This window comes from Methylobacterium sp. TK31, from assembly GCF_055361545.1.
Map to the genome: position 1 here is coordinate 1,321,257 of NZ_CM143964.1, position 26,169 is coordinate 1,347,425.

At 70.3% G+C, this 26,169-nt stretch carries 20 protein-coding genes; 15 read left to right on the forward strand and 5 right to left on the reverse strand.

The window, feature by feature from the left end; translation table 11 throughout:
- Nucleotides 1-120 precede the first annotated feature (120 nt).
- The 4 genes from ACXJY8_RS06095 to ACXJY8_RS06110 all read left to right on the forward strand — a co-directional run bounded on the left by ACXJY8_RS06095 (nucleotide 121) and on the right by ACXJY8_RS06110 (nucleotide 3,015).
- The gene (locus ACXJY8_RS06095) at nucleotides 121-324 is read left to right on the forward strand and encodes a hypothetical protein (RefSeq protein ID WP_055951167.1); all 204 of its coding nucleotides are present in this window, start codon (nucleotides 121-123) and stop codon (nucleotides 322-324) included.
- Between the two features lie 207 nt (nucleotides 325-531).
- A complete protein-coding gene (gene eno / locus ACXJY8_RS06100) occupies nucleotides 532-1,821 on the forward strand; it encodes a phosphopyruvate hydratase (protein WP_463777442.1) in 1,290 nt (429 codons plus the stop codon).
- Nucleotides 1,822-1,904: 83 nt separating this feature from the next.
- Complete coding sequence (locus ACXJY8_RS06105; protein WP_463777445.1) at nucleotides 1,905-2,315, forward strand: thiol-disulfide oxidoreductase DCC family protein; 411 nt, start codon at nucleotides 1,905-1,907, stop codon at nucleotides 2,313-2,315.
- A gap of 46 nt (nucleotides 2,316-2,361) precedes the next feature.
- On the forward strand, nucleotides 2,362-3,015 hold the full coding sequence (locus tag ACXJY8_RS06110; protein ID WP_463777448.1) for a DUF1345 domain-containing protein: 654 nt from the start codon (nucleotides 2,362-2,364) through the stop codon (nucleotides 3,013-3,015).
- Between the two features lie 23 nt (nucleotides 3,016-3,038).
- Here ACXJY8_RS06110 and ACXJY8_RS06115 read toward each other — a convergent pair whose 3' ends face one another.
- Complete coding sequence (locus ACXJY8_RS06115) at nucleotides 3,039-4,082, reverse strand: endonuclease/exonuclease/phosphatase family protein (RefSeq protein WP_463777450.1); 1,044 nt, start codon at nucleotides 4,080-4,082, stop codon at nucleotides 3,039-3,041.
- 80 nt (nucleotides 4,083-4,162) lie between these two features.
- Between ACXJY8_RS06115 and ACXJY8_RS06120 the strand changes: the two genes are divergently transcribed.
- From ACXJY8_RS06120 to ACXJY8_RS06135, 4 genes are all read left to right on the forward strand, one after another.
- Complete coding sequence (locus tag ACXJY8_RS06120; protein ID WP_463777453.1) at nucleotides 4,163-5,569, forward strand: pentapeptide repeat-containing protein; 1,407 nt, start codon at nucleotides 4,163-4,165, stop codon at nucleotides 5,567-5,569.
- A gap of 28 nt (nucleotides 5,570-5,597) precedes the next feature.
- Nucleotides 5,598-6,368 carry a potassium channel family protein gene (locus ACXJY8_RS06125; protein WP_463777455.1) on the forward strand — a complete coding sequence of 257 codons (771 nt, stop codon included), beginning with the start codon at nucleotides 5,598-5,600 and terminating at the stop codon, nucleotides 6,366-6,368.
- Nucleotides 6,369-6,530: 162 nt separating this feature from the next.
- Nucleotides 6,531-9,518, forward strand: a complete 2,988-nt coding sequence (locus tag ACXJY8_RS06130; RefSeq protein WP_463777459.1) for a response regulator — start codon at nucleotides 6,531-6,533, stop codon at nucleotides 9,516-9,518.
- An 84-nt stretch (nucleotides 9,519-9,602) separates the two neighbouring features.
- On the forward strand, nucleotides 9,603-10,547 hold the full coding sequence (locus ACXJY8_RS06135) for an aspartate carbamoyltransferase catalytic subunit (RefSeq protein ID WP_463777463.1): 945 nt from the start codon (nucleotides 9,603-9,605) through the stop codon (nucleotides 10,545-10,547).
- 22 nt (nucleotides 10,548-10,569) lie between these two features.
- On the opposite strand, the gene purN is transcribed toward ACXJY8_RS06135, so the two are convergent.
- Nucleotides 10,570-11,244, reverse strand: coding sequence for a phosphoribosylglycinamide formyltransferase (gene purN, locus ACXJY8_RS06140; protein WP_463777466.1), 675 nt, complete (start codon nucleotides 11,242-11,244; stop codon nucleotides 10,570-10,572).
- Nucleotides 11,244-12,311 carry a phosphoribosylformylglycinamidine cyclo-ligase gene (purM, locus tag ACXJY8_RS06145; RefSeq protein WP_463777468.1) on the reverse strand — a complete coding sequence of 356 codons (1,068 nt, stop codon included), beginning with the start codon at nucleotides 12,309-12,311 and terminating at the stop codon, nucleotides 11,244-11,246. The genes purN and purM overlap by 1 nt, the downstream gene beginning before the upstream one ends.
- Before the next feature lie 214 nt (nucleotides 12,312-12,525).
- On the opposite strand from purM, the gene ACXJY8_RS06150 reads away from it, so the two are divergent.
- From ACXJY8_RS06150 to ACXJY8_RS06175, 6 genes are all read left to right on the forward strand, one after another.
- The gene (locus tag ACXJY8_RS06150; protein WP_463777470.1) at nucleotides 12,526-13,617 is read left to right on the forward strand and encodes an AI-2E family transporter; all 1,092 of its coding nucleotides are present in this window, start codon (nucleotides 12,526-12,528) and stop codon (nucleotides 13,615-13,617) included.
- Nucleotides 13,618-14,379 (forward strand): P-loop NTPase family protein, encoded by a 762-nt coding sequence (locus ACXJY8_RS06155; RefSeq protein ID WP_463777472.1) that lies wholly within the window; start codon nucleotides 13,618-13,620, stop codon nucleotides 14,377-14,379.
- A 415-nt stretch (nucleotides 14,380-14,794) separates the two neighbouring features.
- The gene (locus tag ACXJY8_RS06160) at nucleotides 14,795-17,005 is read left to right on the forward strand and encodes an RNA degradosome polyphosphate kinase (protein ID WP_463780430.1); all 2,211 of its coding nucleotides are present in this window, start codon (nucleotides 14,795-14,797) and stop codon (nucleotides 17,003-17,005) included.
- A gap of 22 nt (nucleotides 17,006-17,027) precedes the next feature.
- The gene (gene ppx, locus ACXJY8_RS06165; protein ID WP_463777475.1) at nucleotides 17,028-18,575 is read left to right on the forward strand and encodes an exopolyphosphatase; all 1,548 of its coding nucleotides are present in this window, start codon (nucleotides 17,028-17,030) and stop codon (nucleotides 18,573-18,575) included.
- A gap of 52 nt (nucleotides 18,576-18,627) precedes the next feature.
- Complete coding sequence (locus ACXJY8_RS06170) at nucleotides 18,628-18,951, forward strand: hypothetical protein (RefSeq protein ID WP_463777477.1); 324 nt, start codon at nucleotides 18,628-18,630, stop codon at nucleotides 18,949-18,951.
- 261 nt (nucleotides 18,952-19,212) lie between these two features.
- Nucleotides 19,213-19,962 carry a class I SAM-dependent methyltransferase gene (locus ACXJY8_RS06175; protein WP_463777479.1) on the forward strand — a complete coding sequence of 250 codons (750 nt, stop codon included), beginning with the start codon at nucleotides 19,213-19,215 and terminating at the stop codon, nucleotides 19,960-19,962.
- 19 nt (nucleotides 19,963-19,981) lie between these two features.
- Here ACXJY8_RS06175 and ACXJY8_RS06180 read toward each other — a convergent pair whose 3' ends face one another.
- Complete coding sequence (locus ACXJY8_RS06180) at nucleotides 19,982-21,427, reverse strand: acetamidase/formamidase family protein (protein ID WP_463777482.1); 1,446 nt, start codon at nucleotides 21,425-21,427, stop codon at nucleotides 19,982-19,984.
- A gap of 201 nt (nucleotides 21,428-21,628) precedes the next feature.
- Between ACXJY8_RS06180 and ACXJY8_RS06185 the strand changes: the two genes are divergently transcribed.
- Nucleotides 21,629-23,074 carry a helix-turn-helix transcriptional regulator gene (locus ACXJY8_RS06185; protein WP_463777485.1) on the forward strand — a complete coding sequence of 482 codons (1,446 nt, stop codon included), beginning with the start codon at nucleotides 21,629-21,631 and terminating at the stop codon, nucleotides 23,072-23,074.
- 171 nt (nucleotides 23,075-23,245) lie between these two features.
- Here ACXJY8_RS06185 and ACXJY8_RS06190 read toward each other — a convergent pair whose 3' ends face one another.
- Nucleotides 23,246-26,068, reverse strand: a complete 2,823-nt coding sequence (locus tag ACXJY8_RS06190) for a bifunctional transaldolase/phosoglucose isomerase (protein WP_463777489.1) — start codon at nucleotides 26,066-26,068, stop codon at nucleotides 23,246-23,248.
- Between the last annotated feature and the right edge of the window lie 101 nt (nucleotides 26,069-26,169).

The following is a 26,169-nucleotide window of genomic DNA, read 5'->3' on the forward strand; positions in this document are numbered from 1 at the left end:
CCGGAGACGGGACGGGGACCTCGTCGCGAGCGTCAGGCCTTATGCCGAAATCCAACCAATTCGCCACCCAAGTGTCGTCGGCGAGTGGCAGGCGCGGGGTCCGCGTGCCATATGGGGGGCATGAGCGACGATAACACGGCTACCTACCCCTACACCCTGGAGATCCAGCCGCCCAAGGCGCCGGGCAGTCCATACCAGTGGGCGATTCGCCGGAAGGGGAAGCTGATTCAGCGCTCCGACCGCAATCATCCCACGGAGGCCAAGGCCCGGGAGAACGGGATGGCGCAGATCGAACTGCTCCTGTCGGGCGCCGGCGACCGCTGACGCGATCCGGCCCGGACCGGATACGGGAAAATCTGTCGGCCCGGAGGTGACAGGCTACCGAGGGCGCTTGCCGGACGCGAGGCGTTGGCGGATAAGCCTCGGCGGGATCACCCGTCCCGGACGCGGCCACGTGGGCATCGTCCGGGACGGCCCCGGCCTCATGCGGATTGAGGCCTCGACAAGCCGAAACGTCCGGAAGGCGCCTGCATGACCGCGATCACCAACATCGCCGCCCGTGAGATCCTCGACAGCCGGGGCAACCCGACCATCGAGGTCGACGTGCTGCTCGAGGACGGTTCCTTCGGCCGTGCGGCCGTACCGTCGGGCGCCTCCACCGGCGCGCACGAGGCGATGGAACTGCGCGACGGCGACAAGGGCCGTTACGGCGGCAAGGGCGTGCGCAAGGCTGTCAACGCCGTGCAGTCCGACATCCTCGACGCCATCGGCGGCATGGATGCCGAGGACCAGATCGCCATCGACGAGGCGATGATCGAGCTCGACGGCACGCCGAACAAGAGCCGCCTCGGCGCCAACGCGATCCTCGGCGTCTCGCTGGCCGTCGCCAAGGCGGCCGCCGAGACCGCGGGCCTGCCGCTGTACCGCTACATCGGTGGAACGCAGGGCCGGGTGCTCCCCGTGCCGATGATGAACATCATCAACGGCGGTGCGCATGCCGACAACCCGATCGACTTCCAGGAATTCATGATCATGCCGGTGGGCGCGTCCTCGCTCGCCGAGGCCGTGCGCATGGGCGCCGAGGTGTTCCACACCCTGAAGGGTGCCCTCAAGAAGGCCGGCCACAACACCAACGTGGGCGACGAAGGCGGCTTCGCCCCGAACCTGCCCTCGGCCGAGGCCGCCCTCGACTTCGTGATGCAGTCGATCCAGGCCGCCGGCTTCAAGCCCGGCACCGACATGGTCCTGGCCCTCGACTGCGCCGCCACCGAGTTCTTCAAGGACGGGGCCTACCACTACGAGGGCGAGGGCCAGACCCGCGATATCGAGGCGCAGGTCGCCTACCTCGCCGGCCTCGTCGACGCCTACCCGATCCTGTCGATCGAGGACGGCATGTCCGAGGACGACTGGGAGGGCTGGAAGCTGCTCACCGACCGGGTCGGCAACCGGTGCCAGCTCGTGGGCGACGACCTGTTCGTCACCAACGTGACGCGCCTGTCGCGCGGCATCGCCGAGCAGACCGGCAACTCCATCCTGGTCAAGGTCAACCAGATCGGCTCGCTCACCGAGACGCTGGCGGCCGTCGATATGGCCCAGCGCGCCGGCTACACCGCCGTCATGTCCCACCGCTCCGGCGAGACCGAGGACTCGACCATCGCCGACCTCGCGGTCGCGACGAATTGCGGGCAGATCAAGACCGGCTCGCTCGCCCGGTCGGACCGGTTGGCCAAGTACAACCAGCTCATCCGCATCGAGGAGGGCCTCGGCTCCCAGGCCCTGTACGCCGGCCGCAACGCCCTCAAGGCCCTCGCCCGCCGCTGACGCCGGCACCTGAGTGAATCCGACACGGCCGCGGAGCGATCCGCGGCCGTGTCGCGTCGTGGGCAGCGCCCTATCTCCCGAGGATGTCCACCATCCAGACTGCGACTCCTGCGCTGACGGTCTATTACGACGGCGCCTGCCCCCTCTGCGCCGCCGAGATCCGGCTGTACCGGCGTTCCGAAGGCGCCGAGCGCGTCGCCTGGATGGACGTCGGTGCCGAGGGTCCGGCGGAACTCGGGTCCGGCCTCACGCGGGATGCGGCCCGAGCCCGCTTCCATGTTCGGTCCCCGGATGGCGCCCTGGTCTCGGGCGCCGCCGGCTTCGCCGCGCTCTGGTCCGTCCTGCCGCGCTGGCGCCTCCTCGCGCGCCTCGCCCGCCTGCCGGGCGTGCTCCGCTTGGGCGAGGTGGCCTACCGCCTCTTTCTGCCGATCCGGCCCTGGATCGCCCGGTTCGTTCGGGTCGGGGGACCACGCTGCGACAAGGCTTGCGGATAGGGCACCTGCGGGCGCAGGAGCAGGGCTCACTCCGTCGAGGCGGCGCATGCTCAATCCCATCAACGCCTTCTGGCTCCGGCCGCGCCTCCTCGTCAGCGTCGGGCTCACCCTGGTGCTCGCCCTGGTCCTGCCCTTCGCCGATCTGTCGGTTCGGCTCCTCATCGGCTGGTGCCTCGGCGTCCTCGTCTATTGCGGGCTCATCGTCGGCAAGGCGGCCCATCAGTCGCAGGATTCCCTGCGGGCAGAGGCCTCGCGCCTCGACGACAGCGCCTTCACGGTCTCGCTCTTCGCGATCCTGGCGGCGGCGGCGAGCTTCGGTGCCGTGGCCATGCTCGTCCTCGGCGGCAACGGCAGCGAAGCCTATCGCCTGAGCCATCTGGCCCTCGCCGCCGCGACCATGATCTGCGCCTGGCTCTTCGTGCAGGTCGTGTTCACGGTGCACTACGCGCACCTCTATTACGGCGCCGACGACGACACCTCCCGCGGCGGCCTCGACTTCAACGGCGACGAGAATCCGGACTTCTGGGATTTTTTCTATTTCTCCGTCACCATCGGGGCGACGTCCCAGACCTCGGACACCGACATCACCAGCAAGGCGATGCGCCGGGTGGCGACGGTGCAGACGATCTACGCCTATTTCTTCAACACCAGCGTCCTGGCGCTGGCGATCAACATGGCGGCGGGCGTCGCGCAGCATTGAGCGCGCAACCGCGGCGCCGGCTCTCAGGGCGCGGCCTCCAGGGCTTTCCGAGCGTCCGTATGATCCTCCGCCGTGGCCTCCGGCGCCGCCTGCCGGTGCGGGGCCTGCTCGCTGCGGCACAGGCTGATGAGGATCGGGAAGTGGTCGGACTGGATAGGGCCCAGGCGCTCGATCCGGCCGAGGAGAAAGTCGTCGCTGAAGAAGATGTGGTCGAGGGGCCAGCGCAGCAGCGGCCATTTCGCGTTGAAGGTCGGGTAGAGACCGCGCCCGATGCGTGGGTCGAGGAGCCCGCTGATCCGCTGGAAGAGGTCGTTCGTCCTGGACCAGGCGACATCGTTGAGGTCGCCCGCGACCACCGCCGGACGCCCCTCCGCCTTCACCTCGCGCGCCACCAGGACGAGCTCGGCGTCGCGCGCGGCACTGCTCTGGCCCGGATGGGGCGGGCGCGGATGCACCCCGAAGAAGGTGAAGGTCTGGCCCGAGCGCAGGGTCACGCCGGTGCGGACGGAGGGGACGTCCTCCTCCAGGAGGAAGCGCACCTGCGGGTCCGTGAGGACGAGCTTGGAATAGAACATCAGGCCGTAGGTGTTGCCCTGGGGCTGGGCCAGCACGTGGGGATAGCGCGCCCGCAGGGGTTCGAGCGCCTGCGCCCAGGCCGCATCGGTCTCGACGAGCAGCAGCAGGTCGGGATCCTGCGCCGCGACGAGTTCGAGGATCGGTGCGTAGGCGCGGTTGGACTCGAGCACGTTGGCGATCATGATCGACACGCCGGCTTCGGAGCGGCAGGCCCCCGGCTCGGCCGCGACCGCCTGCGGCGAGACCAGCCGCGTGAACGGGTAGATGCAGGCCACCTGGTAGGCTAGGGCTGCGAGGAGGCCGGCGACGAGCGTCACCCCGGTGGCGTCGCGAGCCACGAGCAGCAGGCCCAGGACCACCGGCACGATCAGGGCCGCAATCTGCAGTCGCGGGAAATCGAAGGTGCGGATGAAGCCGGAATTGCTGGGAATGAACGGCAGCAGCGTCGCCACCACGAGCAGCATCCCCAAGGCCTTCAGGCCGAGTGCCATCCACGTCCCCGCCACACTTTGTCTCCCGCGCCGTCGCCGGCACCCCGTGGCCAAGCCTTGCGGAACGCCTGAGGTCCGGAATGGTGCCCGCATGGGCCGGGAGGCCGGTCGTGCAGCCTGACGCCGACGAGGCCGCCGCCGCGCGCATCCGTGTCGACGCTCTGCTCGCCCGCTTCGAGGCCGGCGGTCTCGCAGGCGTGCCGGACGGAGAATCCCACAACCTCGGCGGCCTGCCCCTGGGGCGCGACGCCCTCGCGGCCCGGCTTACCGAGGCCCCGGAACCGCCGGCCTGGTGGGACCCGAAGCAGGCCGGCCTCGCCCTCGCCGGGGCGGACCTCACCGACGCACACCTGGAAGACACGGACCTCACCGGGGCGAATCTCGCGGGCGCCACCCTCGCGGGTGTCCTCGGACGCTCTGCGCTCTTTGCCGGCGCCACGGTGGAGGAGGCGAACTTCGCGGGCGCCGATCTCAGCGGCGCCCGGTTCACGGGCGTCGCCGGAGGCGAGGCCTGCTTCGACGACGCCATGCTGGAGGATGCGCATTTCGGCGGCGCCGCCATGCGCTTCGCCAAGCTCCGCCGCACGCTCCTCGATGGGGCCAACTTCGATGGGGCCGACCTCTGGGGCGCCGACTTCACCGGGGCGGATGCCGACTACACGCACTTCCGCGGCGCCCGCCTCGATGAGGTCAAGCTCGTGGGCGTCAATCTCACCTATGCGGATTTCGAGGGTGCCAGCCTGAAGAAGACGCAGCTCAGGGGCTCGCGCCTGCGGGGCGCCAACTTCACCGGGGTGAAGCTCGACGGGGCCGACCTGTCGGAGGCGGACCTGTCCGAGACGAGCCTGGTGCGGCTCAACCTGTCCACCTGCGACCTGCGCCACGCCCGTTTCGCCGGGGCCTGGCTCAACGGCACGCGGATGCGGGTGGACCAGCTCGGCGGCGCTGTGGGCGAGGAGATCGCCCGGGACTACGTGGCGGCCCAGGCGAGCTATCTCGCCCTGGAGCAGAACTTCAAGAGCATCGGCAGCCAGGATGCGGCGAGCTGGGCCTACAAGCGCGGGCGCCGGATGGGCCGGTTCCACGCAGGGGCCCAGGCCCGGGCGGCCTGGGAGCGGCGCGCGGGCCCGGACCTCGCCCGGCACGGCTATCAGTGGGTCGCCGACCGCTTCGTGGAGTGGCTCTGCGACTATGGCGAGAGCCTGTCGCGCATCGCCCGCGCCTTCGTCATCCTCATCTTCGTGTTCGCGGGCCTCTACGGCCTCACCGGCGGCCTCATCCCCGAGGGGGGCGACGGGCGGGCGACCTACAATCCCCTCGATCTCGTCAGCTACAGCGCCCTCAACATGATGACCGCCAACCCGCCCGAGATCGGGGTCAAGCCGGTGGGCCGGGTCACCAACCTGCTGGTGGGCATCGAGGGGGCCGCCGGCATCATCCTGATGGGATTGTTCGGCTTCGTCCTCGGCAACCGACTCCGGCGCTGAGCGCCGAGAACCCAACCGTCCGTCCGCCATGACCACGCTCACCGCGCGCATCGCCGCCCTCTACGAGGGCTCCACGGACCGCGCCCACCGCTTCCGCTACGGCCTCCTCGTCTTCGACGCCGCCACGGTGGTCTATGTCGTGGTGACCTCGTTCCTGCCGCGCCACGCCTGGATCGAAGGGATCGACGTCGCTCTCGGCCTCGTCGTGCTCCTCGACTTCCTGGCGCGCCTCGCAATCAGCCGGAACCGGGCGCGGGAATTCCTGCACCTCTCGACCTGGGCGGACATCGCCGCGGTGATCTCTTTCCTCGCGCCGGTGATCGGGGAGGGGGTCGGGTTCCTGCGCATCCTGCGGACCCTGCGCCTGCTCCGCACCTATCAGCTCCTCGACCGGCTGCGCACCGACAGCACGATCTTCCGCGCCAACGAGGACGCCATCCTGGCGGCCACCAACCTCGCGGTCTTCGTCTTCGTGATGACCGGGATCGTCTACGCGACCCAGCACGGCAGCAACCCGGCGATCGGCAACGCCATCGATGCGCTCTACTTCACCGTGACCTCGCTGACGACGACCGGCTACGGCGACATCACCCTGCCGGGTCCGACCGGACGCCTGATCTCGGTCGCCGTGATGATCTTCGGGGTGACGCTGTTCCTGCGCCTCGCCCAGGTGCTGTTCCGCCCGCCCAAGGTGCGGTTTCCCTGCCCGGCCTGCGGCCTGCAGCGCCACGAGAGCGATGCGGTCCACTGCAAGGCCTGCGGCATGCGCCTCGCCATTCCGGACGAGGGCGCCGATTGAGCGAGCCTCGCGTGCGGTGCGGCGGGAGCCTGGATGAACGGAAGCGGAGCCGGCGCGTTTGCGAGCGTCGGGACGCCGATCCTGCTACTGCGTTCCGTCGCCGTCGCGACCACGCCGGACTTCCCTCCCGCCCCAGGGCGCCAACTCCATGAACCGCATCGCATGACCAGCGCCTCCCCGAAGGGTCCCGATCGTGCCTGGCGCAAGCCGCGCATCCTCGCAGGCGTGCCGAGCTCGCCCCTCGCCCTGGTGCTCATCGGCGTCGCGGTGGCGGCGGGCGTCGGGAACTACCTCGCCGGCGAGGCGAGCCGCATGGAGGGCGCGCGCCAGCATGCGATCCTGACCGAGAGCGAGCGTCTGCTCTCGAACATGGTCGAGCTCGAGACGGGGATGCGCGGCTACGTCCTGTTCGGCGAGGAGCCCTACCTGGAACCCTACCAGGCGGCGCAGAACACCATCGACGGCCAGCTCAACGCCATCGAGGCCGTGACGCGTGAGACCGACGCGCAGGGTCCCCAGCACATGCGCGACCTGCGCCGCTTCGTGGAGGCCAAGCGCAGCTACGCCGCGCACGTCATCGATCTGCGTCGGAACCAGGGCTACGACGCGGCCGTCTCGCTCGCCCGGATGGGCGAGGGCAAGCGCACCATGGACGGCGTGCGGGCCGCCGCCAAGGCCGTGCAGAACCACGCCAATGACGTCCTCGCCGCCAGCGAGGCGCGCCACCGCGTGCTCTCACTGGTGCTGCTGCTGGTGTCGATCGCCTCGGCGCTCGGGGCCGTCGGGCTCCTCGGACGCCTCGCCCTGGTGCGCCGGCGCGACGAGCAGCGCACGGCCGCCCTCCTCGACGGGGTCTTCGCCAATGCCCCCGTCGGCCTCGGCTTCCTCGACCGCGACCTGACGATCCAGCACATGAACCGGGCGCTCGCCACCATGAACGAGCGCGGCTTCGGCGCCGATCTCGGCGCACCGATCTGGGCGAACGTGCAGACCCTTCGGGAACAGCTGATCCCGAAACTCAAGGCGGCCCGCGACGAGGGCCTGGTGACCACCAATGTCGACGTGGCGGTTCCGACGCCGAGCGCCCCGCGGGGGGTGCGCCACTTCCAGATGAGCTTCTATCCCCTGCGCGGCCGCACCGGCGCCGCGGCGGCGGGGCGGGTCCAGGCCGACGGCGTCGGCCTCGTGGTCTCGGACGAAACCCTGCGCAAGCTCTCCGAGGAGCGGATGCGCCACAGCGAGGAGCGCTTCCGCTCCCTCACCGAGGCCACCACGGCCATCGTCTGGACGACCAATCCCGAGGGCGGCTTCGAGGTGACGCCCTCCGAATGGACCCGCTTCACCGGCCAGACGCCCCAGGAGGCGGCCGGAGACGGATGGCTGGGTTCCATCCATCCCGAAGACCGCGCACGCACCGGCACGGCCTGGACCCAGGCCCTGGAGACCCGCTCGCCCTACGAGATCGAGCACCGCGTCCGCCGCCAGGACGGGGTGTGGCGGATCATGTCGGCCCGCGCCGTCCCGATCCTGGAGGAGAACGGCAGTATCCGCGAATGGGTCGGCACCCATTCCGACGTCACCGCCCGCAAGGAGGCCGAACTCGCTCTGGAGGCCGCCAAGGAGGCGGCCGAGGAGGCCAACCGCGCCAAGAGCCAGTTCCTCGCCAACATGAGCCATGAGCTGCGCACGCCGCTCTCGGCGGTGATCGGCTATTCGGAGATGCTTCAGGAGGAGATCGAGGACCTCGGCGAGGAGGGGCTCCTCGCCGACATGCGCAAGATCGAGGCGAATGCCCGCCACCTGCTCGGCCTCATCAACGACGTGCTCGACCTCTCGAAGATCGAGGCGGAGCGCATGGAGATCTTCGCCGAGACCTTCCCGGTGGCCGAGACCGTCCGCGACGTCGCCGCCACCGTGGAGACGCTGGTCGACAAGAAGGGCAACGCCCTCGCCCTGGAGATGGCCGACGGGCTCGGCGAGGCGCGGACCGACCAGACCAAGCTGCGCCAGTGCCTCATCAATCTCCTGAGCAACGCGGCCAAGTTCACCGAGGGCGGGCGCATCGTCCTGGCGGTCTCGCGCGCGACCCGCGACGGGGTCGACTGGCTCACCTTCCGGGTCACCGACACCGGCATCGGCATGAATCCCGAGCAGCAGGCCAAGCTGTTCCAGCGCTTCACCCAGGCCGACGCCTCGACCACCCGCCGGTTCGGCGGAACCGGCCTCGGCCTCGCCATCACCCGCGCCTTCGCCGAGATGCTGGGCGGGCGCATCGAAGTGGAGAGCGAGGAGGGCGCCGGCACCACCTTCACCCTGGCGGTCCCCGCGAGCTACGTGGCGCCGAATCCGATCGAGGTGGCCCACCACGACCATGACGTCCTGCATCGCCAGGGCGAGGCGCGGCCGATCCCCGGCGGCCATGTCCTCATCATCGACGACGACGCGGCGACGCGGGACCTCCTGGCGCGCTTCCTGGAGCGCGACGGCTTCACCGTCGCCACCGCCCGCGACGGGCGCGAGGGCGTCGAGCGGGCCCGCGAACTCAGACCGCGGGTCATCCTCCTCGACGTGACCATGCCGCGCATGGACGGCTGGTCGGTGCTGCGGACGCTGCGGGCCGACCCGGAACTCGGCGTGACCCCGATCATCATGGTGACAGTGCTCGACGAGCAGAACCTCGCCTTCTCGCTGGGCGCGACCGACTACCTCCAGAAGCCGATCGAGTGGAGCCAGCTCAAGTCGGCCATGGAGCGGTTCAAGCCCTCCGAGCACGAGGGTCCGGTGCTGATCATCGACGACGACCCGGACGCGCGCGAGCGCCTCTCCGCGATGCTGACCCGCGAGGGCTGGCGCGTCGCCGCGGCCGAGAACGGCGTGGCCGGCCTGGAGGCGACCGCGGCCAAGAAGCCCTGCCTCATCCTGCTCGACCTGATGATGCCGGAGATGGACGGCTTCGGCTTCCTGAGAGCCCTGCGCGAGCGGGCGGAATGGCGCGACATCCCCGTCGTGGTGCTGACGGCCAAAGACATCACCGCCGACGACCGCAGGCGGCTCGCCGGGCGCGCCGACCGGGTGCTGCAGAAGGGGGGCCTGAGCCTCACGGACCTGGCCGAATCCCTGCGCCCGCTGGTCGCGCCGGGAGGGGGCTGAGCCCGTGCGGGCCGGCAGGCGCCGAGACCCTCTGCCGGCCCCCTTGCTGGTCCCTCGGGCCCGGCCTATAGCCCTGGACCCAGCATGACAGCCGCGCCCCAGAGCTTCCCCCACCGGCACCTGCTCGGGATCGAGGGGCTTTCCCGACCCGACATCGAGATCCTGCTCGACCGGGCGGAGGACGCCGTCGCGCTCTCGCGCCAGGTCGAGAAGAAGCGCACCACCCTGCGCGGCCGCACACAGATCAACCTGTTCTTCGAGCCCTCGACGCGCACGCAGAGCTCCTTCGAGCTCGCCGGCAAGCGCCTCGGGGCCGACGTGATGAACATGTCGGTGGCCTCGTCCTCGGTGAAGAAGGGCGAGACCCTCATCGACACCGCCGCCACGCTCAACGCCATGCGGCCCGACATCATCGTGGTGCGTCACCACGCGGCCGGCGCCGTGCACCTGCTGGCCCGCAAGGTCGATTGCGCGGTGGTCAATGCCGGCGACGGCGCCCACGAGCATCCGACGCAGGCCCTCCTCGACGCCCTGACCATCCGCCGCAACAAGGGCCGGATCGAGGGCCTGCGCGTCGCGATCTGCGGCGATGTCCTGCACAGCCGCGTGGCGCGCTCGAACCTCATCCTGCTCCAGGCGCTCGGCGCGCGGGTGCGGGTGATCGCTCCCTCGACCCTGCTGCCCACCGGCATCGAGCGCTTCGGCGTCGAGGTCTTCACTGACATGCGCAAGGGGCTGGAGGGCTGCGACATCGTCATGATGCTGCGCCTGCAGCGCGAGCGCATGAACGGCTCCTTCGTGCCCTCCGTGAAGGAGTATTTCCGCTATTTCGGCCTCGATGCCGACAAGCTGCGGCTGGCCGCGCCCGACGCCCTGGTGATGCACCCGGGCCCCATGAACCGTGGCGTCGAGATTTCCTCGGAGATTGCCGACGGAGCGCAGTCGCTCATCCGCGAGCAGGTCGAGATGGGCGTGGCCGTACGCATGGCCGTTCTCGAAGCCCTGGCGACCCACCTGCCGAACGCATGAGCCGGCCGCGGCGTTTGCCCGGCTACAGGCTCAGCAGCGCACCCTCCGCATCCGGCACGCCCTCCGAGAACACCACCTGTGCGCCGTCGAGGCGCGCCTGCCCGCCCGCGACGAGGGCCAGGGCCTGGGGGTAGAGCCGGTGCTCCTGCACCAGGATTCGGGCGGCGAGGGCCTCCGGATCGTCGCCGGGGCGGACCGGAACGGCGGCCTGCGCGATGATCGGGCCGGCATCGAGCTCAGGGACAACGTAGTGCACGGTGCAGCCGTGCAGGCGCACCCCTGCGGCGAGCGCCTGCTCATGGGTATGTACGCCCTTGAACAGCGGCAGCAGCGACGGGTGGATGTTGATCATCCGCCCCGCCCAGGATTCGACGAAGGCGGCGGAGAAGATCCGCATGAAGCCGGCGAGGCACACGAGGTCGATGCCGGCCGCCTCCAGTTCGGCGTGCAGCGCCGCGTCGAAGGCCTCCCGGCTCGGATAGGCCCTGTGGTCGAGGGCGCGCGTCGGGATTCCACGCCCGGACGCGTAGGCGAGGCCGGGGGCCTCGGGCCGGTTGGCCGCCACCAGCACGATCTCGGCCGGGTAGTCCGGCGCCTCGGCCGCCGCGATCAGCGAGGCCATGTTCGAGCCGCGGCCCGAGATGAGGATGGCGACGCGGGTCCTGCGTCCGGGCGATGACGGGCGGGCGGGCGCCATCAGAAGGCCAGCCGGCCTTCGAAGGTCACGGGCTCGGCCCCGCGCGGGGTGATCCGGCCGAGGCGGACCGGGGAGGCCCCCCCGAGGTCGAGGGCCTTCGAGACGGCGCTCACGCTCTCGGGCGACACCACCACCACCATGCCGATGCCGCAGTTGAAGGTGCGCAGCATCTCGGATTCGGCGACTTCGCCGACGTCCGAGAGCCAGCCGAAGACCGGCGGCGGGATGATCGCGTCGAGATCGATGCTGATGCCGACACCGTCGGGGAGCACGCGGGGCAGGTTGTCGGGGAAGCCGCCGCCGGTGATGTGGGCGAGCGCCTTGATGCCGTCCGTGGTGCGCAGGGCCGCCAGCAGCGGCTTCACGTAGATCTGGGTCGGCTCCAGCAGGGCCTCGCCGAGGGTCCGGGCGGGCTCGAAGGGCGCCGGATCGTCATAGGACAGGCCGCTCCTCTCGACGATCCGGCGCACCAGGGAGAAGCCGTTGGAATGGACGCCGGAGGAGGGCAGACCCAGGACCACGTCGCCGGGCACGATGTTGCCGCGCGGCAGCAGGGTGCCCCGCTCGGCCGCCCCGACGCTGAAGCCGGCGAGATCGTAGTCGGAGCCGTCGTAGAGGCCCGGCATCTCGGCGGTCTCGCCCCCGATCAGCGCGCAGCCGGCGAGACGGCACCCGGCCGCGATGCCGCGCACGATGTCGGCGCCGACCCCCGGCACCAGCTTGGCGGTGGCGAAATAGTCGAGGAAGAACAGCGGCTCGGCGCCCTGCACGATGATGTCGTTCACGCACATCGCCACGAGGTCGATGCCGATCGTGTCGTGGCGGTTCGTCTCGATGGCGATCTTGACCTTGGTACCGACGCCGTCGTTGGCCGCCACCAGGATCGGGTCGCGGAAGCCCGCGGCCTTCAGGTCGAACAACCCGCCGAATCCGCCGATCTCGGCATCCGCACCCGGCCGACGGGTGGCCCGCACCAGCGGCTTGATCGTCTCGACCATGGCGTTGCCGGCATCGATGTCGACACCCGCCTGCGCGTAGGTCATTCCGTTTTTGGGCTCGCCGGTCATCCGCGCCGCTCTCCGAGGGTCCGTGTTCCGCGACCTCTAACCGCTCCCGCGCGCCTCCGCGAGTCCGTCATCGCGGGGATCGGGTATTCGCGGCGGCGTCGACCGGGGTGCCGACGCGGGTGAGGGGGAACCTCGGCCTGCGCAGCGCAGCCTTGACCGCGTCCCCTCCCGTTCCCACTGTTGGGTGACGGACGACGTGGACGGGGAACGGCCGATGCGCGGCAGAGCGATGATCGGGCTGATGGCCCTCGTGGGCCTTGTCCTGCTGCTCTACCTGCTCGCCGACGTGATGCTGCCCTTCGTGGCGGGTCTGGCCCTCGCCTACCTCCTCGACCCGATCGCCGACCGCCTCGAGCGCCTCGGGCTCGGACGGCTCTCGGCCTCGCTCCTCATCCTGGCGGTCTTCGTGGTCGGTCTCGTGGTCGCCCTGCTGCTCGTGGTGCCGCTCGCCGCCAATCAGGTCTCCGCCCTCGTGGCGACCCTGCCGGGGATGGTTTCGCGGCTCCAGGGCATCCTCGCCGAGCGGGCCGGCCCGCTGCTGCAGCGCGTGGGCGGGGCCGACGTGCTCACCGACCTGCAATCCCAGGTCGGTACCCTGGTGGGGCAGGGGGGCACCTGGTTCCTGACCTTCCTGAAGTCCCTGTGGTCGGGCAGCCAGGCCTTGATCTCCATCGCATCGCTCCTCGTCGTCACGCCGGTGGTGGCCTTCTATCTTCTCGTCGACTGGGACCGGATGATCGCGACCCTCGACGGCTGGGTGCCGCCGCGCCATCGCCCGGTGGTGCGGCGCCTCGGGCGCGAGATCGACGGGGCGGTGACGGGCTTCGTCCGCGGGCAGACGCTGGTCTGCCTCATCCTCGGCACCTTCTACGCCGTCGGCCTGTTCTTCGTCGGCTTGAACTTCGGCGTGCTCATCGGCCTGATCGCAGGATTCCTCACCTTCATCCCGTATGTCGGCACGCTCACCGGGTTCCTGCTCTCGGCCGGCGTCGCCCTGGCGCAGTTCTGGCCGGACTCCGACTGGCTGCATATCGGGCTGACCATCGGGGTGTTCGTGGTCGGGCAGTTCCTGGAGGGCAACATCATCTCGCCCAAGCTCGTGGGCGAATCGGTGGGCCTGCATCCGGTCTGGCTGATGTTCGCCCTTCTCGCCTTCGGCTCGTTGTTCGGTTTCCTCGGGCTGCTGCTCGCCGTCCCGGTGGCGGCCTCCATCGGCGTGCTGGTCCGCTTCGTCCTGGAGCGCTACCTGCAGAGCCCGCTCTACTACGCGGACGCGCCCGTGCTCCTGTCCAAGCCCGAACCCTGAATGGCAACCCGCGATACCGTCCCCCCGAAGCAGCTGGCCTTCGACCTGCCGGCCGACCCGCGCTACGGGCGCGAGGATTTCCTCGTGGGACCGGCCAATGAGGCCGCCTACGCGCTCATCGAGGCCTGGCCCAACTGGCCCGACACGGTGTGCCTGCTCACCGGGCCGCCGGGCAGCGGCAAGAGCCACCTCGCCTCGATCTGGGCGACGCGCTCCCATGCCTGGACGGCGCAGGCCTCGGAGATCACCGCCGACACCGTCCCGCGCTTCCTGTCCAACGGCGCCGTGGTGATCGAGGATATCGACCGGGCCGGTGCGGCCGGCGGTGCGCCCCGCGATGAAGCGGCCCTGTTCCACCTCCTCAACCTCGCGCGCGAGCGCGGCTGCCCGGTGCTCCTGACCTCGGCCAGCTCGGTGGAGGGGCTGGGCCTGACCACGGCGGATCTGCGCTCGCGACTGCGCCTCGCGCCCGGCGCCACCATCCTGCCGCCCGACGACGCCTTGCTGCGCGCCGTCCTCGTCAAGCTGTTCGTCGACCGGCAGCTGGTGGTGGATCTCGCCATCGTCGAGGCGCTGGCCCTGCGGATCGACCGTTCCCTCGGGCGGGCCCGCGAAGTGGTCACCGCCCTGGACCGGGATGCCCTGAGCCGGGGCCGGCGCATCACCAAGCCCCTGGCGCTGGCGGTGCTGGAACGCCTCGGCTTCGGAACGGACGAGACCGAGGGCGACGAAAGCGGGGACGAGGACGTCGACGGCCCGTGATCCACCGGATCGCGCGGCCGTGATTGTCATCGAACTGTCAAAAACACCGGCCCGCCCCGTGCTAGAGCCGGTCACACAACCCATAGGAGAGACGCACTTGGCGGACATGGACCCGGACGCAACCGCAGTGGAGACGGCCACCCCGCGTGGCACCCAGGCCCGCGCCCAGCCTGCCGTGCGCCGAACCGCCTCCGCCAGCGTGGCCGCCAGAGCCCCTTCCGCGAAGGCCCCGGCCGCTAGGGCATCCGATGCCAAGCCACTCGATGCCAAGCCACTCGGTACAAGGACGCCTGCCGCGAAGCCCCCCGGCGCCAGGGCCTCCGCCGACCATGCGCCCGAGGCCGTGGCGCCGTCGTCGGAGACTCCGCCGCCCGCGGTGCCGGACGCTCTGCCCGATGCCGACCTGGACCTGCCCATGGCCGGCGACCTGCCCACGCCCGCGGAGGCGGGGCCCGGCGCGCAAGCGCGCGACTCCGTGCGGGAGGCGGGGCTCGCCCTGCGCCACTCCCCCGAGCGGTTCGTCAACCGGGAGCTGTCCTGGCTCCAGTTCAATCGCCGCGTGCTGGAGGAGGCCTCGAACGCCAACCATCCCCTCCTCGAGCAGGTCCGCTTCCTCTCGATCTCGGCCAACAACCTCGACGAGTTCTTCATGGTGCGGGTCGCCGGCCTGCACGACCAGGTCCGCGCCGGCCTCGTCCTGCCCTCGCAGGACGGCCTGACCCCGGCCGAGCAGCTCGCCCGCGTCGGCACGGAAGTCTCGCACCTCGCCCTCGACCAACAGGCGCGCTGGCGCGAGCTGCGCCACGAACTCCTCGGTGTCGGCATCGAGCTGACGGAGCCCGCCGGCCTGACGCCGGAGCACAGGGCGTGGCTGGAGGACTACTTCCTCAACCACGTCTTCCCGGTTCTGACGCCGCTCGCCATCGACCCGGCGCATCCGTTCCCGTTCATTCCGAATCTCGGCTCCACCATCGCGCTGATGCTGGTGCGCCCCCGCGACGGGCGCACCCTGCGCGCGCTCATCCGCCTGCCGGCGGTGCTCGACCGCTTCGTGCGCCTGCCGGATGCCGAGAACGATGCGACCGCCCGCTTCATCGCCATCGAGCAGGTCATCGTCCTGTTCACCGGCCGGCTGTTCCCCGGCTACGCCCTGCGCGGGCAGGGCGCGTTCCGCGTCATCCGCGACTCGGACCTCGAGATCGAGGAGGAGGCCGAGGACCTCGTCCTGCACTTCGAGACGGCGCTGAAGCAGCGCCGCCGCGGCGTCGTCATCCGGCTGGAGGTCGAGGCCGGGATGCCCGAGGACCTGCGCGCCTTCGTGGCCGACGAACTCGAGATCGGCAGCGACGCCGTGATCTTCGTCGAGGGCATGCTCGCCCTCAACGAGCTGTCGCAGATCGTCGGCATCGACCGGCCGGACCTGAAGTTCAAGTCCTACAACCCGCGCTTCCCCGAGCGCATCCGCGAGAGCGGCGGCGACGTCTTCGCGGCGATCCGGCAGAAGGACTTCATCGTCCACCACCCTTACGAATCCTTCGACGCGGTGGTGCAGTTCCTCGCCCAGGCCGCCCGCGACCCCAACGTGGTGGCGATCAAGCAGACGCTCTACCGCACCTCCTCGAACTCGCCGATCGTCGCGGCGCTGGCGGAAGCCGCCGAGCTCGGCAAGTCGGTGACGGCCCTCGTCGAGCTGAAGGCCCGTTTCGACGAGGAGGCCAACATCCGCTGGGCGCGCAACCTGGAGAAGGCCGGCGCGCAGGTGGTGTTCGGCTTCATCGAGCTGAAGACCCACGCCAAGCTGTCGATGGTGGTCCGTCGCGAGGGCGACCGCCTCGTCACCTACTGCCATGTCGGCACCGGCAACTATCACCCGATCACCGCCCGCATCTACACCGACCTGTCCTTCTTCACCGCCGACCCGGCGGTGGCCCGCGACGTTAGCCGGATCTTCAACTTCATCACCGGCTACGCCGAACCCGCCGAGCTGGAGCGGATGTCGGTCTCGCCGCTCACCCTGAAGCCGCGACTCCTCGAGAACATCGAGGCGGAGGTGGCTCACGCGAAGGCGGGCCGGCCGGCCGCGATCTGGATCAAGTGCAACTCGCTGGTCGACCAGCAGATCATCGACGCGCTCTACGACGCCTCCCAGGCCGGCGTTCAGATCGACTGCGTGGTGCGCGGCATCTGCTGTCTCAGGCCGGGCATCCCGGGGCTGTCGGAGACGATCCGGGTCAAGTCGATCGTCGGGCGCTTCCTGGAGCACGGACGCATCTACTGTTTCGGCAACGGCGTCGGGCTGCCCCACCCCAAGGCCGTGGTCTACATCTCGTCCGCCGACCTGATGAGCCGGAACCTCGACCGCCGCGTCGAGGCGCTCCTGCCGATCACCAATCCGACGGTGCATCAGCAGGTGCTGGACCAGATCATGCTGGCCAACCTCCTCGACAACCGCCAGAGCTGGCGTGTACTGGCGTCGGGTGCCAGCGAACGGATCCAACCGGCCGAGGGGGAGGAGCCGTTCAATGCGCACAAGTATTTCATGACGAATCCAAGCCTGTCCGGGCGCGGCAAGTCGTCGAAGAAGTCGAGCCCGCGCGCCCTGAGCCGACGCGCGCAGCGTGGCTGACGGACCGTCCAGAGGAGCCCGCATGGGCCTCGACCCAGCCCGCCCTAGGCCCTTCCAGGGGAACCCCTTGCCGGGGGCCGGGGACCACATCGAGCCGGTGGCGATCATCGACATCGGCTCGAATTCGGTGCGGCTCGTCGCCTATGACGGCCTGACCCGGGCGCCGACGCCGCTCTACAACGAGAAGGTGCTGTGCGGCCTCGGCCGGAACGTGCTCTCCACCGGCCGCCTCAACGAGGAGGCGGTGCGCCGCGCGCTCGTGGCGCTCGCGCGCTTCCGGGTGCTGTGCGACACCATGCGGGTCTCGCGGATCTTCGTGCTGGCGACCGCCGCCGCGCGCGACGCCGAGAACGGCCGGGAATTCCTCGCGGCTGCGGAAGCCGCCTGCGGCCAGCGCATCGAGCTGCTCTCCGGCCGGCGCGAGGCCGAGCTCTCAGCGCTCGGCGTCATCTCGGGCTTCCATGCCCCCGACGGGGTCGTCGGCGACCTCGGCGGAGGCTCCCTCGAACTCGTGGACGTGCGCGGCGCCACGGTCGGCATGGGCGTGACCATGCCGCTCGGCGGCCTCGCCCTCCAGGACCTGTCCGGGGGCTCGGTCAAGAAGGCGCTCAAGATCGTCCGCGAGAACCTGAAGAAGGCCGCGCCACAGCTGGAGACCCTGCGCGGACGCAGCTTCTACGCGGTGGGCGGTACCTGGCGTGCGCTCGCCCGCCTGCACCAGTCTGCCCGGGGCTATCCGCTCCACGTCATGCACGGCTACAGCGTCGAGCCCTCGGACGAGTTGAACTTCCTCGAAGTGGTGGAGCGCACCGACGCCGCCCTGCTGCAGGATGTGGAGAGCGTTTCCGAGGCGCGCCGGCCGTTGCTGGCCTACGGTGCGGTGGTGCTGGAGGAGATCATCCGCATCGGCCGCCCGCGCGAGCTCGCGATCTCGGCCAGCGGCGTGCGCGAAGGCCTGCTCTACGAGCAGCTCGACCGCGACGCCCGTCTCGCCGACCCCCTGCTCGCGGCGGCGGCCGAGTTGAATGCGCTGCGCGCCCGCTCGCCGGGCCATGCCGGCGACCTCATCGCCTGGAGCGACCGCTTCATCGCCAGCCTCGAACAGCCCGAGACCGCCGACGAGCGGCGCCTGCGCCACGCGGCGTGTTTCCTGTCCGATATCGGCTGGCGGGCCCATCCGGACTACCGGGGCGAGCAGAGCGTCAACGTCATCACCCACGCGGCCTTCGTCGGCATCGACCACCCGGGCCGGGCTTATCTCGCCCTCGCCATCTACTTCCGTCACGAGGGCATCGCGCCCGAGAAGGCGAGCCCGATGCTGCGCAACCTCGCCGGGCCTCGCCTGTTCGAGCGCGCCCGCCTGCTCGGAGCCCTGCTGCGCCTCGCTTTCCCGCTCTCGGCCGGAATGGCGGGCGCCCTCGGACGCAGTCCCGTCACCATCGCGGATGGCCGGGTGACGCTGACCCTGCCGGCGGATCAGAGCGCCCTGCCCGGGGACCGAATCCTCAACCGGGTGCGCGGCCTCGGTCGCCTGTTCGGACTCGAGGGCCGGATCGTCGAGGCGGATTGAACCAAAACGCAAGCGCAACCGTTTTCCGCGTCCGGTAAGGAGAAACTTGGACATGAAGTCACTCTGTGCAGCAGCGGTTCTGGGGCTGACGATCCTCGGCTCGGTGAGCCCTGTCCTCGCCCAGCCCTACCGCGGATACGACGACGGCTATCGCGGCCGCGACGACGGCTACCGCGGCAGGGGCGACGGATATCGCGACCGCGACGACGACTTCCGGGATCGCGGCCGCGGCCGGCGCGACTACGGCTTCGACGAGGCGGAATACCTGCGCTGCAACCCGGATGTCCGCCGGGCGGTGAACCGCGGCCAGATGGAATCCGGCGCCGCGCACTACCGGGTCTTCGGCCGTCGCGAAGGGCGCCGCCTGAGCTGCTGAGGTCTCGGATCGAGGCCGACGCCCCGAGCCCCCGTCGTCCGGGCGCCGACCCGGAAGGCCTTTGGCTCGCGGCGCGTCGTCCTCGCCCGGGGCGGCCCCCTCGGGAACCGCGCCCGACATTCGCATCCGGGCAGGCGAACGATCCCGACCGCATGGGGCGCCCCGCGAGAGCGGCGCACGGTGATCGCGAACCGCCGGTTGCCTCGATCGGGCGGGGTTCCTGAGCGGGGTGGAGCCTCGATCACGCGGGCGCTGTCGCCGATGACGACCTTCAAGGATCATTTCTCGACCCATGCGGCCGGGTATGCGGCGCACCGGCCGACCTACCCGCGGGCGCTGGTCGACGCGCTCGCGGAGGCCGCACCGGGGCACGCCCTGGCCCTCGACTGCGCCTGCGGCACCGGCCAGCTTTCCGTCCTGCTCGCCGATCGGTTCGCGCGCGTGGTCGCCACCGATGCCAGCGCGGAGCAGACCGCCCACGCGACGCCGCATGCCCGCGTCACCTACGGCACCGCTCCCGCCGAGCGGAGCGGCCTGTCGGAGGCCAGCGCCGATCTCGTCACCGTCGCCCAGGCCGCGCATTGGCTCGATCTCACGGCGTTCTACGCCGAGGTTCGACGGGTTGTGCGTCCCGGTGGAATCCTGGCGCTGATCAGCTACGGCGTGCTGCATGTGGACGATGCCGCGGTCGACGCCGTGATCCAGCATTTCTACCGCCGGACTCTCGGTCCCTACTGGCCGCCGGAGCGGCGCCACGTCGAGGACGGCTACCGATCGCTCCCGTTCCCGTTTCCGGAGATCGGGATGCCGGATCTCGCGATCGCGTTGAACTGGCGGCTGCCCGACCTGATCGGCTACACGGAGACGTGGTCGGCCGTCCGGGCGGCGGAGCGGGCCATCGGCCGCGCGCCGATCGTGGCGTTCGGGGAAGCCCTGGCGGCGGCCTGGGGCGACCCCGACGCGCAGAGAGCCATCCGCTGGCCGCTGTCGCTGCGCGTCGGTCGCCTCTGACGAGGGCGATGCCCGCGGTTCAGGTCGTCCGCACCGGGAAGATCGCCTTCTTCACGATGGCATGGACGCCCCAGTTCCCGTCGACCACCTGGGTGATGCCGAAATCCACCGCGATGGACATCAGCGAGATCGCCTCGTCCTCGGTCAGCCCATGCCCGTGCATGAGAAACTGGCGCATCTTGCGGAAGGCGTCGCGCATGGCGAGATCGACGGAGGATTTGGCGAAGATCGCGTTCTGCGCGTCGGGTCCGAGATCGGCGAGGTAGTTCGGGTAGCTGAAACCCGAGAGCACCCAATCCTCGGCCGTCTCGATCATCGGGAAATCGAGGGTCTCGAGGGCCGTACCCGGAAGATCCGCCTTCTTGTGCAGGATGAACTGGAAGGTGCCGGTGAGCGAGCACTCGATGGCGGTGCCGCAGAGCTCGGAATCCCCCTGGCTCGCATGCGGGTCGCCCACCGAGAACAGGGCCCCCGGCACGGCGACGGGATAGTACAGGGTCGCGCCCTTGCCGATGCGCCAGTTGTCGATATTGCCGCCGGTATAGCTGGGCGGGATGGAGTTCACCATCTCGGCCTCCTTGGGCGCGAGGCCCATGGTGCCGAAATGCGGGCGGATCGGCACCCGGAAGCCCTTGAGCACGTCGAAATTGCGCGTCGTCCTGGCGTGGTCCACCGGCAGGCCTGGATAGTCGATGGTGGGGTGGTCGATTCCGGCAGGGTCGGTCACGCCGGGCCAACGGAAGCTGTAGACCGCCTGTGCCCAATCGCGGGCCCCCGTGGCGTCGACCTCGTAGATCGTCACCACCTCGCGCGGCCGATCACCGGTGATCATGTCCTTGTAGTGATAGCCCCAGTTGGCGGCGGCGTTGCTGCCGAAGGTGCGGCCCTTGAAGGCCGGGTTGGCGCAGGGGCGGGGCGCCACGTCGAGGATGCGCACCTCCAGGACGTCGCCGGGCTCGGCGCCCCGGATTGCGACCGGGCCGGTGCAGATGTGCACGCCGAGGCCGCCGCCGGGTCCGAACTTGGTGTCCTCCGGCCCGGCCCCGCGCCGGGGGACGCCCTTCTTGTCCTTGGTCCAGAGGAAGACGCTCTCCGCACCGGGATCGCCCGTGACCATGCGCTCGGCATCGTCGTTGGCGTGGTGGGTCAGGGTCTCGATGGTGACGTAGTCGCCGGACTCGATCTCGACCTGGGGCTTGAGACTGCGGCTGAAATAGCCCCAGTGAACCGTCTCGGCGGTGGCGGGCAGGTGGTAATGCGCCGTCTGCTTCAGGGCTCGCTTCGCGCTCGCCTCCGCGAGGGCCGGCCCCGGCAGGGTGAGGCCGCCGGCCATCAGGGCCGCCGCCCCGCCCGAGGCAACGAAGCCGCTCTTCAGGAAGGCCCGCCGCTCCGGCGCGAGGTCTCCCAGGAAGCGGCGGCGATGCTCCGCGAAATGGCCGCAACTCGGATCGTCACCCTGGCACATTGCAACCTCCCGCTTACGAAATGAGCAGGAATATTGCATGCAAAGCAGCGGCCACGCTTCCCCGGCGGGGCCGAATCGGCAACGAGTCGCGGGCTCCCGCGTTTGCCTCCCGGTGGACAGCTTCGTTCGCACAGGGGCGCCGACGCACCCAGGCGCCGCCGATCGCGCGAGCGCCGCTCCGTACGCAGGATGCCAGAACCTTTGACGACGGGTGTCGACCGATCTCAGCTGCACCAGATCATCGCCGGCCTCTCCGAGGGCGTCATCCTCATCGAGCCCGATCAGCGCATCACCTGGGCCAACGCGGCGGCCCTGGCGATGCACGGGGCCACCGACCTCGCCGAACTCGGCGGGACGGTCTCGGCGTTCCGGGACACGTTCGTCCTGCGCTACCGCAACAACCACGTCATCACCCGCATGCCGATCGAGCGGGTCCTGGCCGGCGAGACCTTCGACGAGGTCATCGTCAACGTCCGGCGCACGGACCGACCCGATTTCAACGCGACCCAGCGCGTGCGCAGCCTCGTCATCACCGACGCGGCCGGCGCGCCCGACTGCCTCGTGCTGATCCTGGCCGACGTCACGTCGCAATTCGAGGCCGAGGAGCGCTTCGAGAAGACCTTCAACGCCAACCCGGCACCGGCCGTGATCTGCCGCCTGTCGGACCTGCGCCACGTGAAGGTCAATCTCGGCTTCCTGGAGATGACGGGCTACCGCAGCGCCGATGTGATCGGGCGCAGCGTCTACGAGATCGACGTGCTGAACGAGGCCCGCAGCCGGGACCTCGCCATCGCCCGCCTCAATGCCGGCGAGACGATCCCGCAGATGGAGGCCTGCCTGCGCCTGCCGGACGGCGGCACCCGCTTCGTCATCGTGGCCGGCCAGCCCATCGACATGGGCGACGAGCCCTGCATGCTCTTCACCTTCGCCGATCTCGAGTTGCGCAAGAAGGCGGAGACGGCCCTGCGCCACAGTGAGGAGCGCTTCGCCACCGCCTTCCGCCTGACCCCCGTGCCGACGCTGCTGTGCCGGGCCGACGGCCTCGCGGTCCTCGGGATCAACCAGGCCTTCAGCCGGACCTTCGGCCACGAGGAGGACGCCGTGATCGGCCAGGCGCTGGACGCGATCGGCCTGTGGGCCGATCGCGTCCAGCGCGAACGCTTCGGAGCCGAACTCTCCGCGCAGGGAAGCGTCCTCGGCTTCGAGGCCTGCCTGCGCCGCCACGACGGCGTCGACCTCGACTGCCTCGTCTCTGCCGAGAGCGTCACCATCGGCGAGGAGGCCTGCCTCCTCGCCGTGCTGCAGGACATCAGCGACCGCAAGCGCTCCGAGCGGGAATTGTTCGACGCGATCGAGGCCGTGATGGCCGACACTTCCTGGTTCAGCCGGGGCCTGATCGAGAAGCTCGGCAACCTGCGCCAATCGCGCGCGTCGGATCCCGCGCCGGCCAGGCCCGATCTGACCCGACGCGAGGCGGAGGTGCTTCGCCTGATCTGCCAGGGCCTCGGCGACGGCGCCATCGCCAAGCGCCTCGGCCTGACACCCAACACCGTGCGCAATCACGCGGCCGCGCTCTACCGCAAGCTCGGCATCCACCGCCGTGGCGAGGCGATCATCTGGGGCCGGGACAACGGCTTCGCGTCGTAGGCCAACGGGTCCCCCGCACCTGATCGCGCGCGCACCTGATCGCGAGCGTCCTGGACCGCCCGAAAGCCGAAGACCCGCCCGCTCCCTCCTGGAAACGGCCGGGTCTTCGCTTGCTCGCGGGTTCGCTTGCTTGCGGGTTCGCTTGGCTGCCGGTGAGCCCGCCGTCCGATCCTACAGCGCCGCCCGGATCGCCGCGGCGATGCGCTTCAGACCGGCCTCGACCTGGCCGCCCCTGATGTGCACGCGCAGGGCCCGGCGCCTGCGCTCGGCCAGGACCGCGAAGTCGCCCCGGGCCTGGGCCGCCACCACCGTGCCGAAGCCGAGGCTGCGGCCGGGGATCGCGAGATCGGCCGACGGGTCGGCGGTGATCTGCAGGAAGACGCCGGTATCGGGACCGCCCTTGTAGGCCTGGCCGGTGGAGTGCAGGAAGCGCGGCCCGAATTCGAGGCAGGTCGCGAGGCGGCGCGTGTCGCGCAGCGCCACCCGGGCCTCCTGCAGGATCGCCTGATGGCCGGGATTGCGGGCCACGTAGGCCAGCAGGGCCACGTAGTCGCCGTCCTTGGCACGGGCGAGATGCGCCGCGATCGCCGCGTCCAGGCCCTCGACCGCCTGGGGCAGGGCGCCGGCATTGCCCGCATCCGCGTAGAGGGCGATCGTCTCGTCGGCGAAGATCGGGGTCTCGCCCGGCAGGGCGCCGCTCTTCTCGGCCGCATCGAACAGCTTCTTCGTCTCGATCTTGCTCGCCTCGACGTCGGGCTGGTCGAAGGGATTGATGCCGAGCATCGCGCCCGCCACCGCCGTGGCGATCTCGAAGCGGAAGAACTCCTGCGGGAGTTGCTCCTCGTTGGCCAGGGTGATGTGCGCCACCGGATGCCCCTCGCGCTCGAGGTTGCGGACGGCCTCGTCCTGGTGGGGATCGGCACGCCCGTCGAGGCGCAGGTAGACGAAGAAGCGGTCGCGGCCATAGACGGCCGGCACGTCGACCGGCTCGCCGTCGATGGGGATCAGGCCCTTGCCCTCCTTGCCGGTGGATTCGGCGATGAGCTGCTCGGCCCAGGCGCCGAACGTGTCGATGCCCGGCGAGGCGACGATCGTGACCTTGTCGCGGCCGGCGGTGAGCGCGGCCGCGCCCAGGGCGGTGCCGAGGAGCACGCCCGGGTTCTGGGCCGGCGGAACGGCCGGGCCGCAGGAGCGGACCATGGTGCGGGCCGTGTCTAGGAAGGCCTTCACGTCGATGCCCGAGGCCGCCGCCGGCACGAGGCCGAACGCCGAGAGCACGGAGTAGCGTCCGCCGATCTGCGGGACGCCGTAGAAGATCCGCCGGAAGTTGTCGGCCTTCGCGGCCTTCTCCATGGCCGAGCCGGGGTCGGTGACGGCGACGAAGTGGGCGCCGGCCTTCTCGCTCCCCACGACCTCCTTCATCCGGCCGAGGAAGTAATCGCGGAAAACGTTGGGCTCGAGGGTCGAGCCCGACTTGCTCGCCACGATGAACAAAGTGGTCGGCAGGCTGATCGCGGCTTCCGTCTCGCGGACCTGATCGGGATCGGTGGAATCGAGGATGCGCAGGGCGGGGAAGCCCTCGCGGCCACCGTAGGTCTCGGCGAGCACCTCCGGGCCGAGGCTCGACCCGCCCATGCCGAGCACGACGACGTCGCTGAAGCCGCCCGCCCGCACCTCCTCGGCGAAGGCCTCGTAATCGGCGACGTGCTCGAGTTCGTCCTCGACGATGCGCAGCCAGCCGAGCCAGCGGTCCTCGTCGGCCCCGCTCCAGACGGTCTTGTCGTGGGCCCAGAGCCGACGGATCTTGCCGGACGCGCGCCACTCCTCGACCGCCTTCTTGGCGGCGGCGCCGAGCGTCTCGCCGAGCACGAGGGTCTGCCCATCGAGCTTCGTCCCGAGGAAGTCGATCCGCTTGCTCGCCACTGCGCCGAGGAGCTTGTCGGCGGCGTCGATGAAGAGCTGGACGCCCTCCTCGACCAGGGTGTCGCCGACCTTCTCGATGTCGATGCCGGCCTCGGCGAGCCGCGCCATCACGGCCTGCGCGCCCGCGACATCGCTCTCGATGGCGGCCTTGACGGTCCCGTGATCGCGGAACGCGTCCATGGTGGCCGGCGGCATGGTGTTGACGGTCTCGGGGCCGATCAGCGCCTCGACGTAGAGAACGTCCGAATAGGCCTTGTTCTTCACGCCCGTGGAGGCCCAGAGCAGGCGCTGCGCCTTGGCACCCTTGGCGGCCAGGGCCTGCCATTGCGGCTCGGCATGGATGGCCTTGAAGCGCTGGTAGGCGAGCTTGGCGTTGGCGATGGCGACCTTGCCCTTGAGGTCGTCGAAGCCGCCCTTCTCGTCGAGGGCCTTGTCGACGGCGACGTCGATGCGGCTGATGAAGAAGCTCGCCACGCTGGCGACCTTCGAGACGTTCCCGCCCTTGGCGGCGAAGGCCTCCAGCCCGGCGATGAAGGCCCGGGCCACCGCCTCGTAGGTCCCGACCGAGAACAGCAGGGTGACGTTGATGCTGATGCCGTCGGCGGTCAGGGCCTGGATCGCCGGGATGCCCTCGCGGGTGGCCGGCACCTTCACCATGAGGTTGTCGCGGGCCACCAGCTCGTGCAGGCGGCGGGCCTCCGCCAGGGTCTCCTCGGTGTCGAGGGCGAGGTAGGGCGAGACCTCGAGGCTGACATAGCCGTCGGCGCCGTCGCTCTCATCGTAGACCGGGCGCAGCACGTCGGCGGCGGCCTGGATGTCGGCCACCGCGCAGCCCTCGTAGAGGTCGATGACGCGGGCATCGCCCTTGTCCATCACGGCCTTCAGGGCGTCGTCGTATTCCGACGACCCGCCGATGGCCTTCTCGAAGATCGAGGGATTCGAGGTGACGCCGCGCAGGCCGTCCTCGTCCACCAGCGCCTTGAGCTTGCCCTGCGCAACGAAGCCGCGGGCGACGAAATCGAGCCACACGGCCTGACCCTGTTCGGGGAAGAGAGCCTTGAGCGGGTTCATGTAAACTCCTCGTCGTCCGTCATCGCGACGCCGCGCACGACAGGCAGCGTCGCCTCATCCGTCATCGATCATGCACCTCTCCGCCCCGCGCGGGGAGGAGG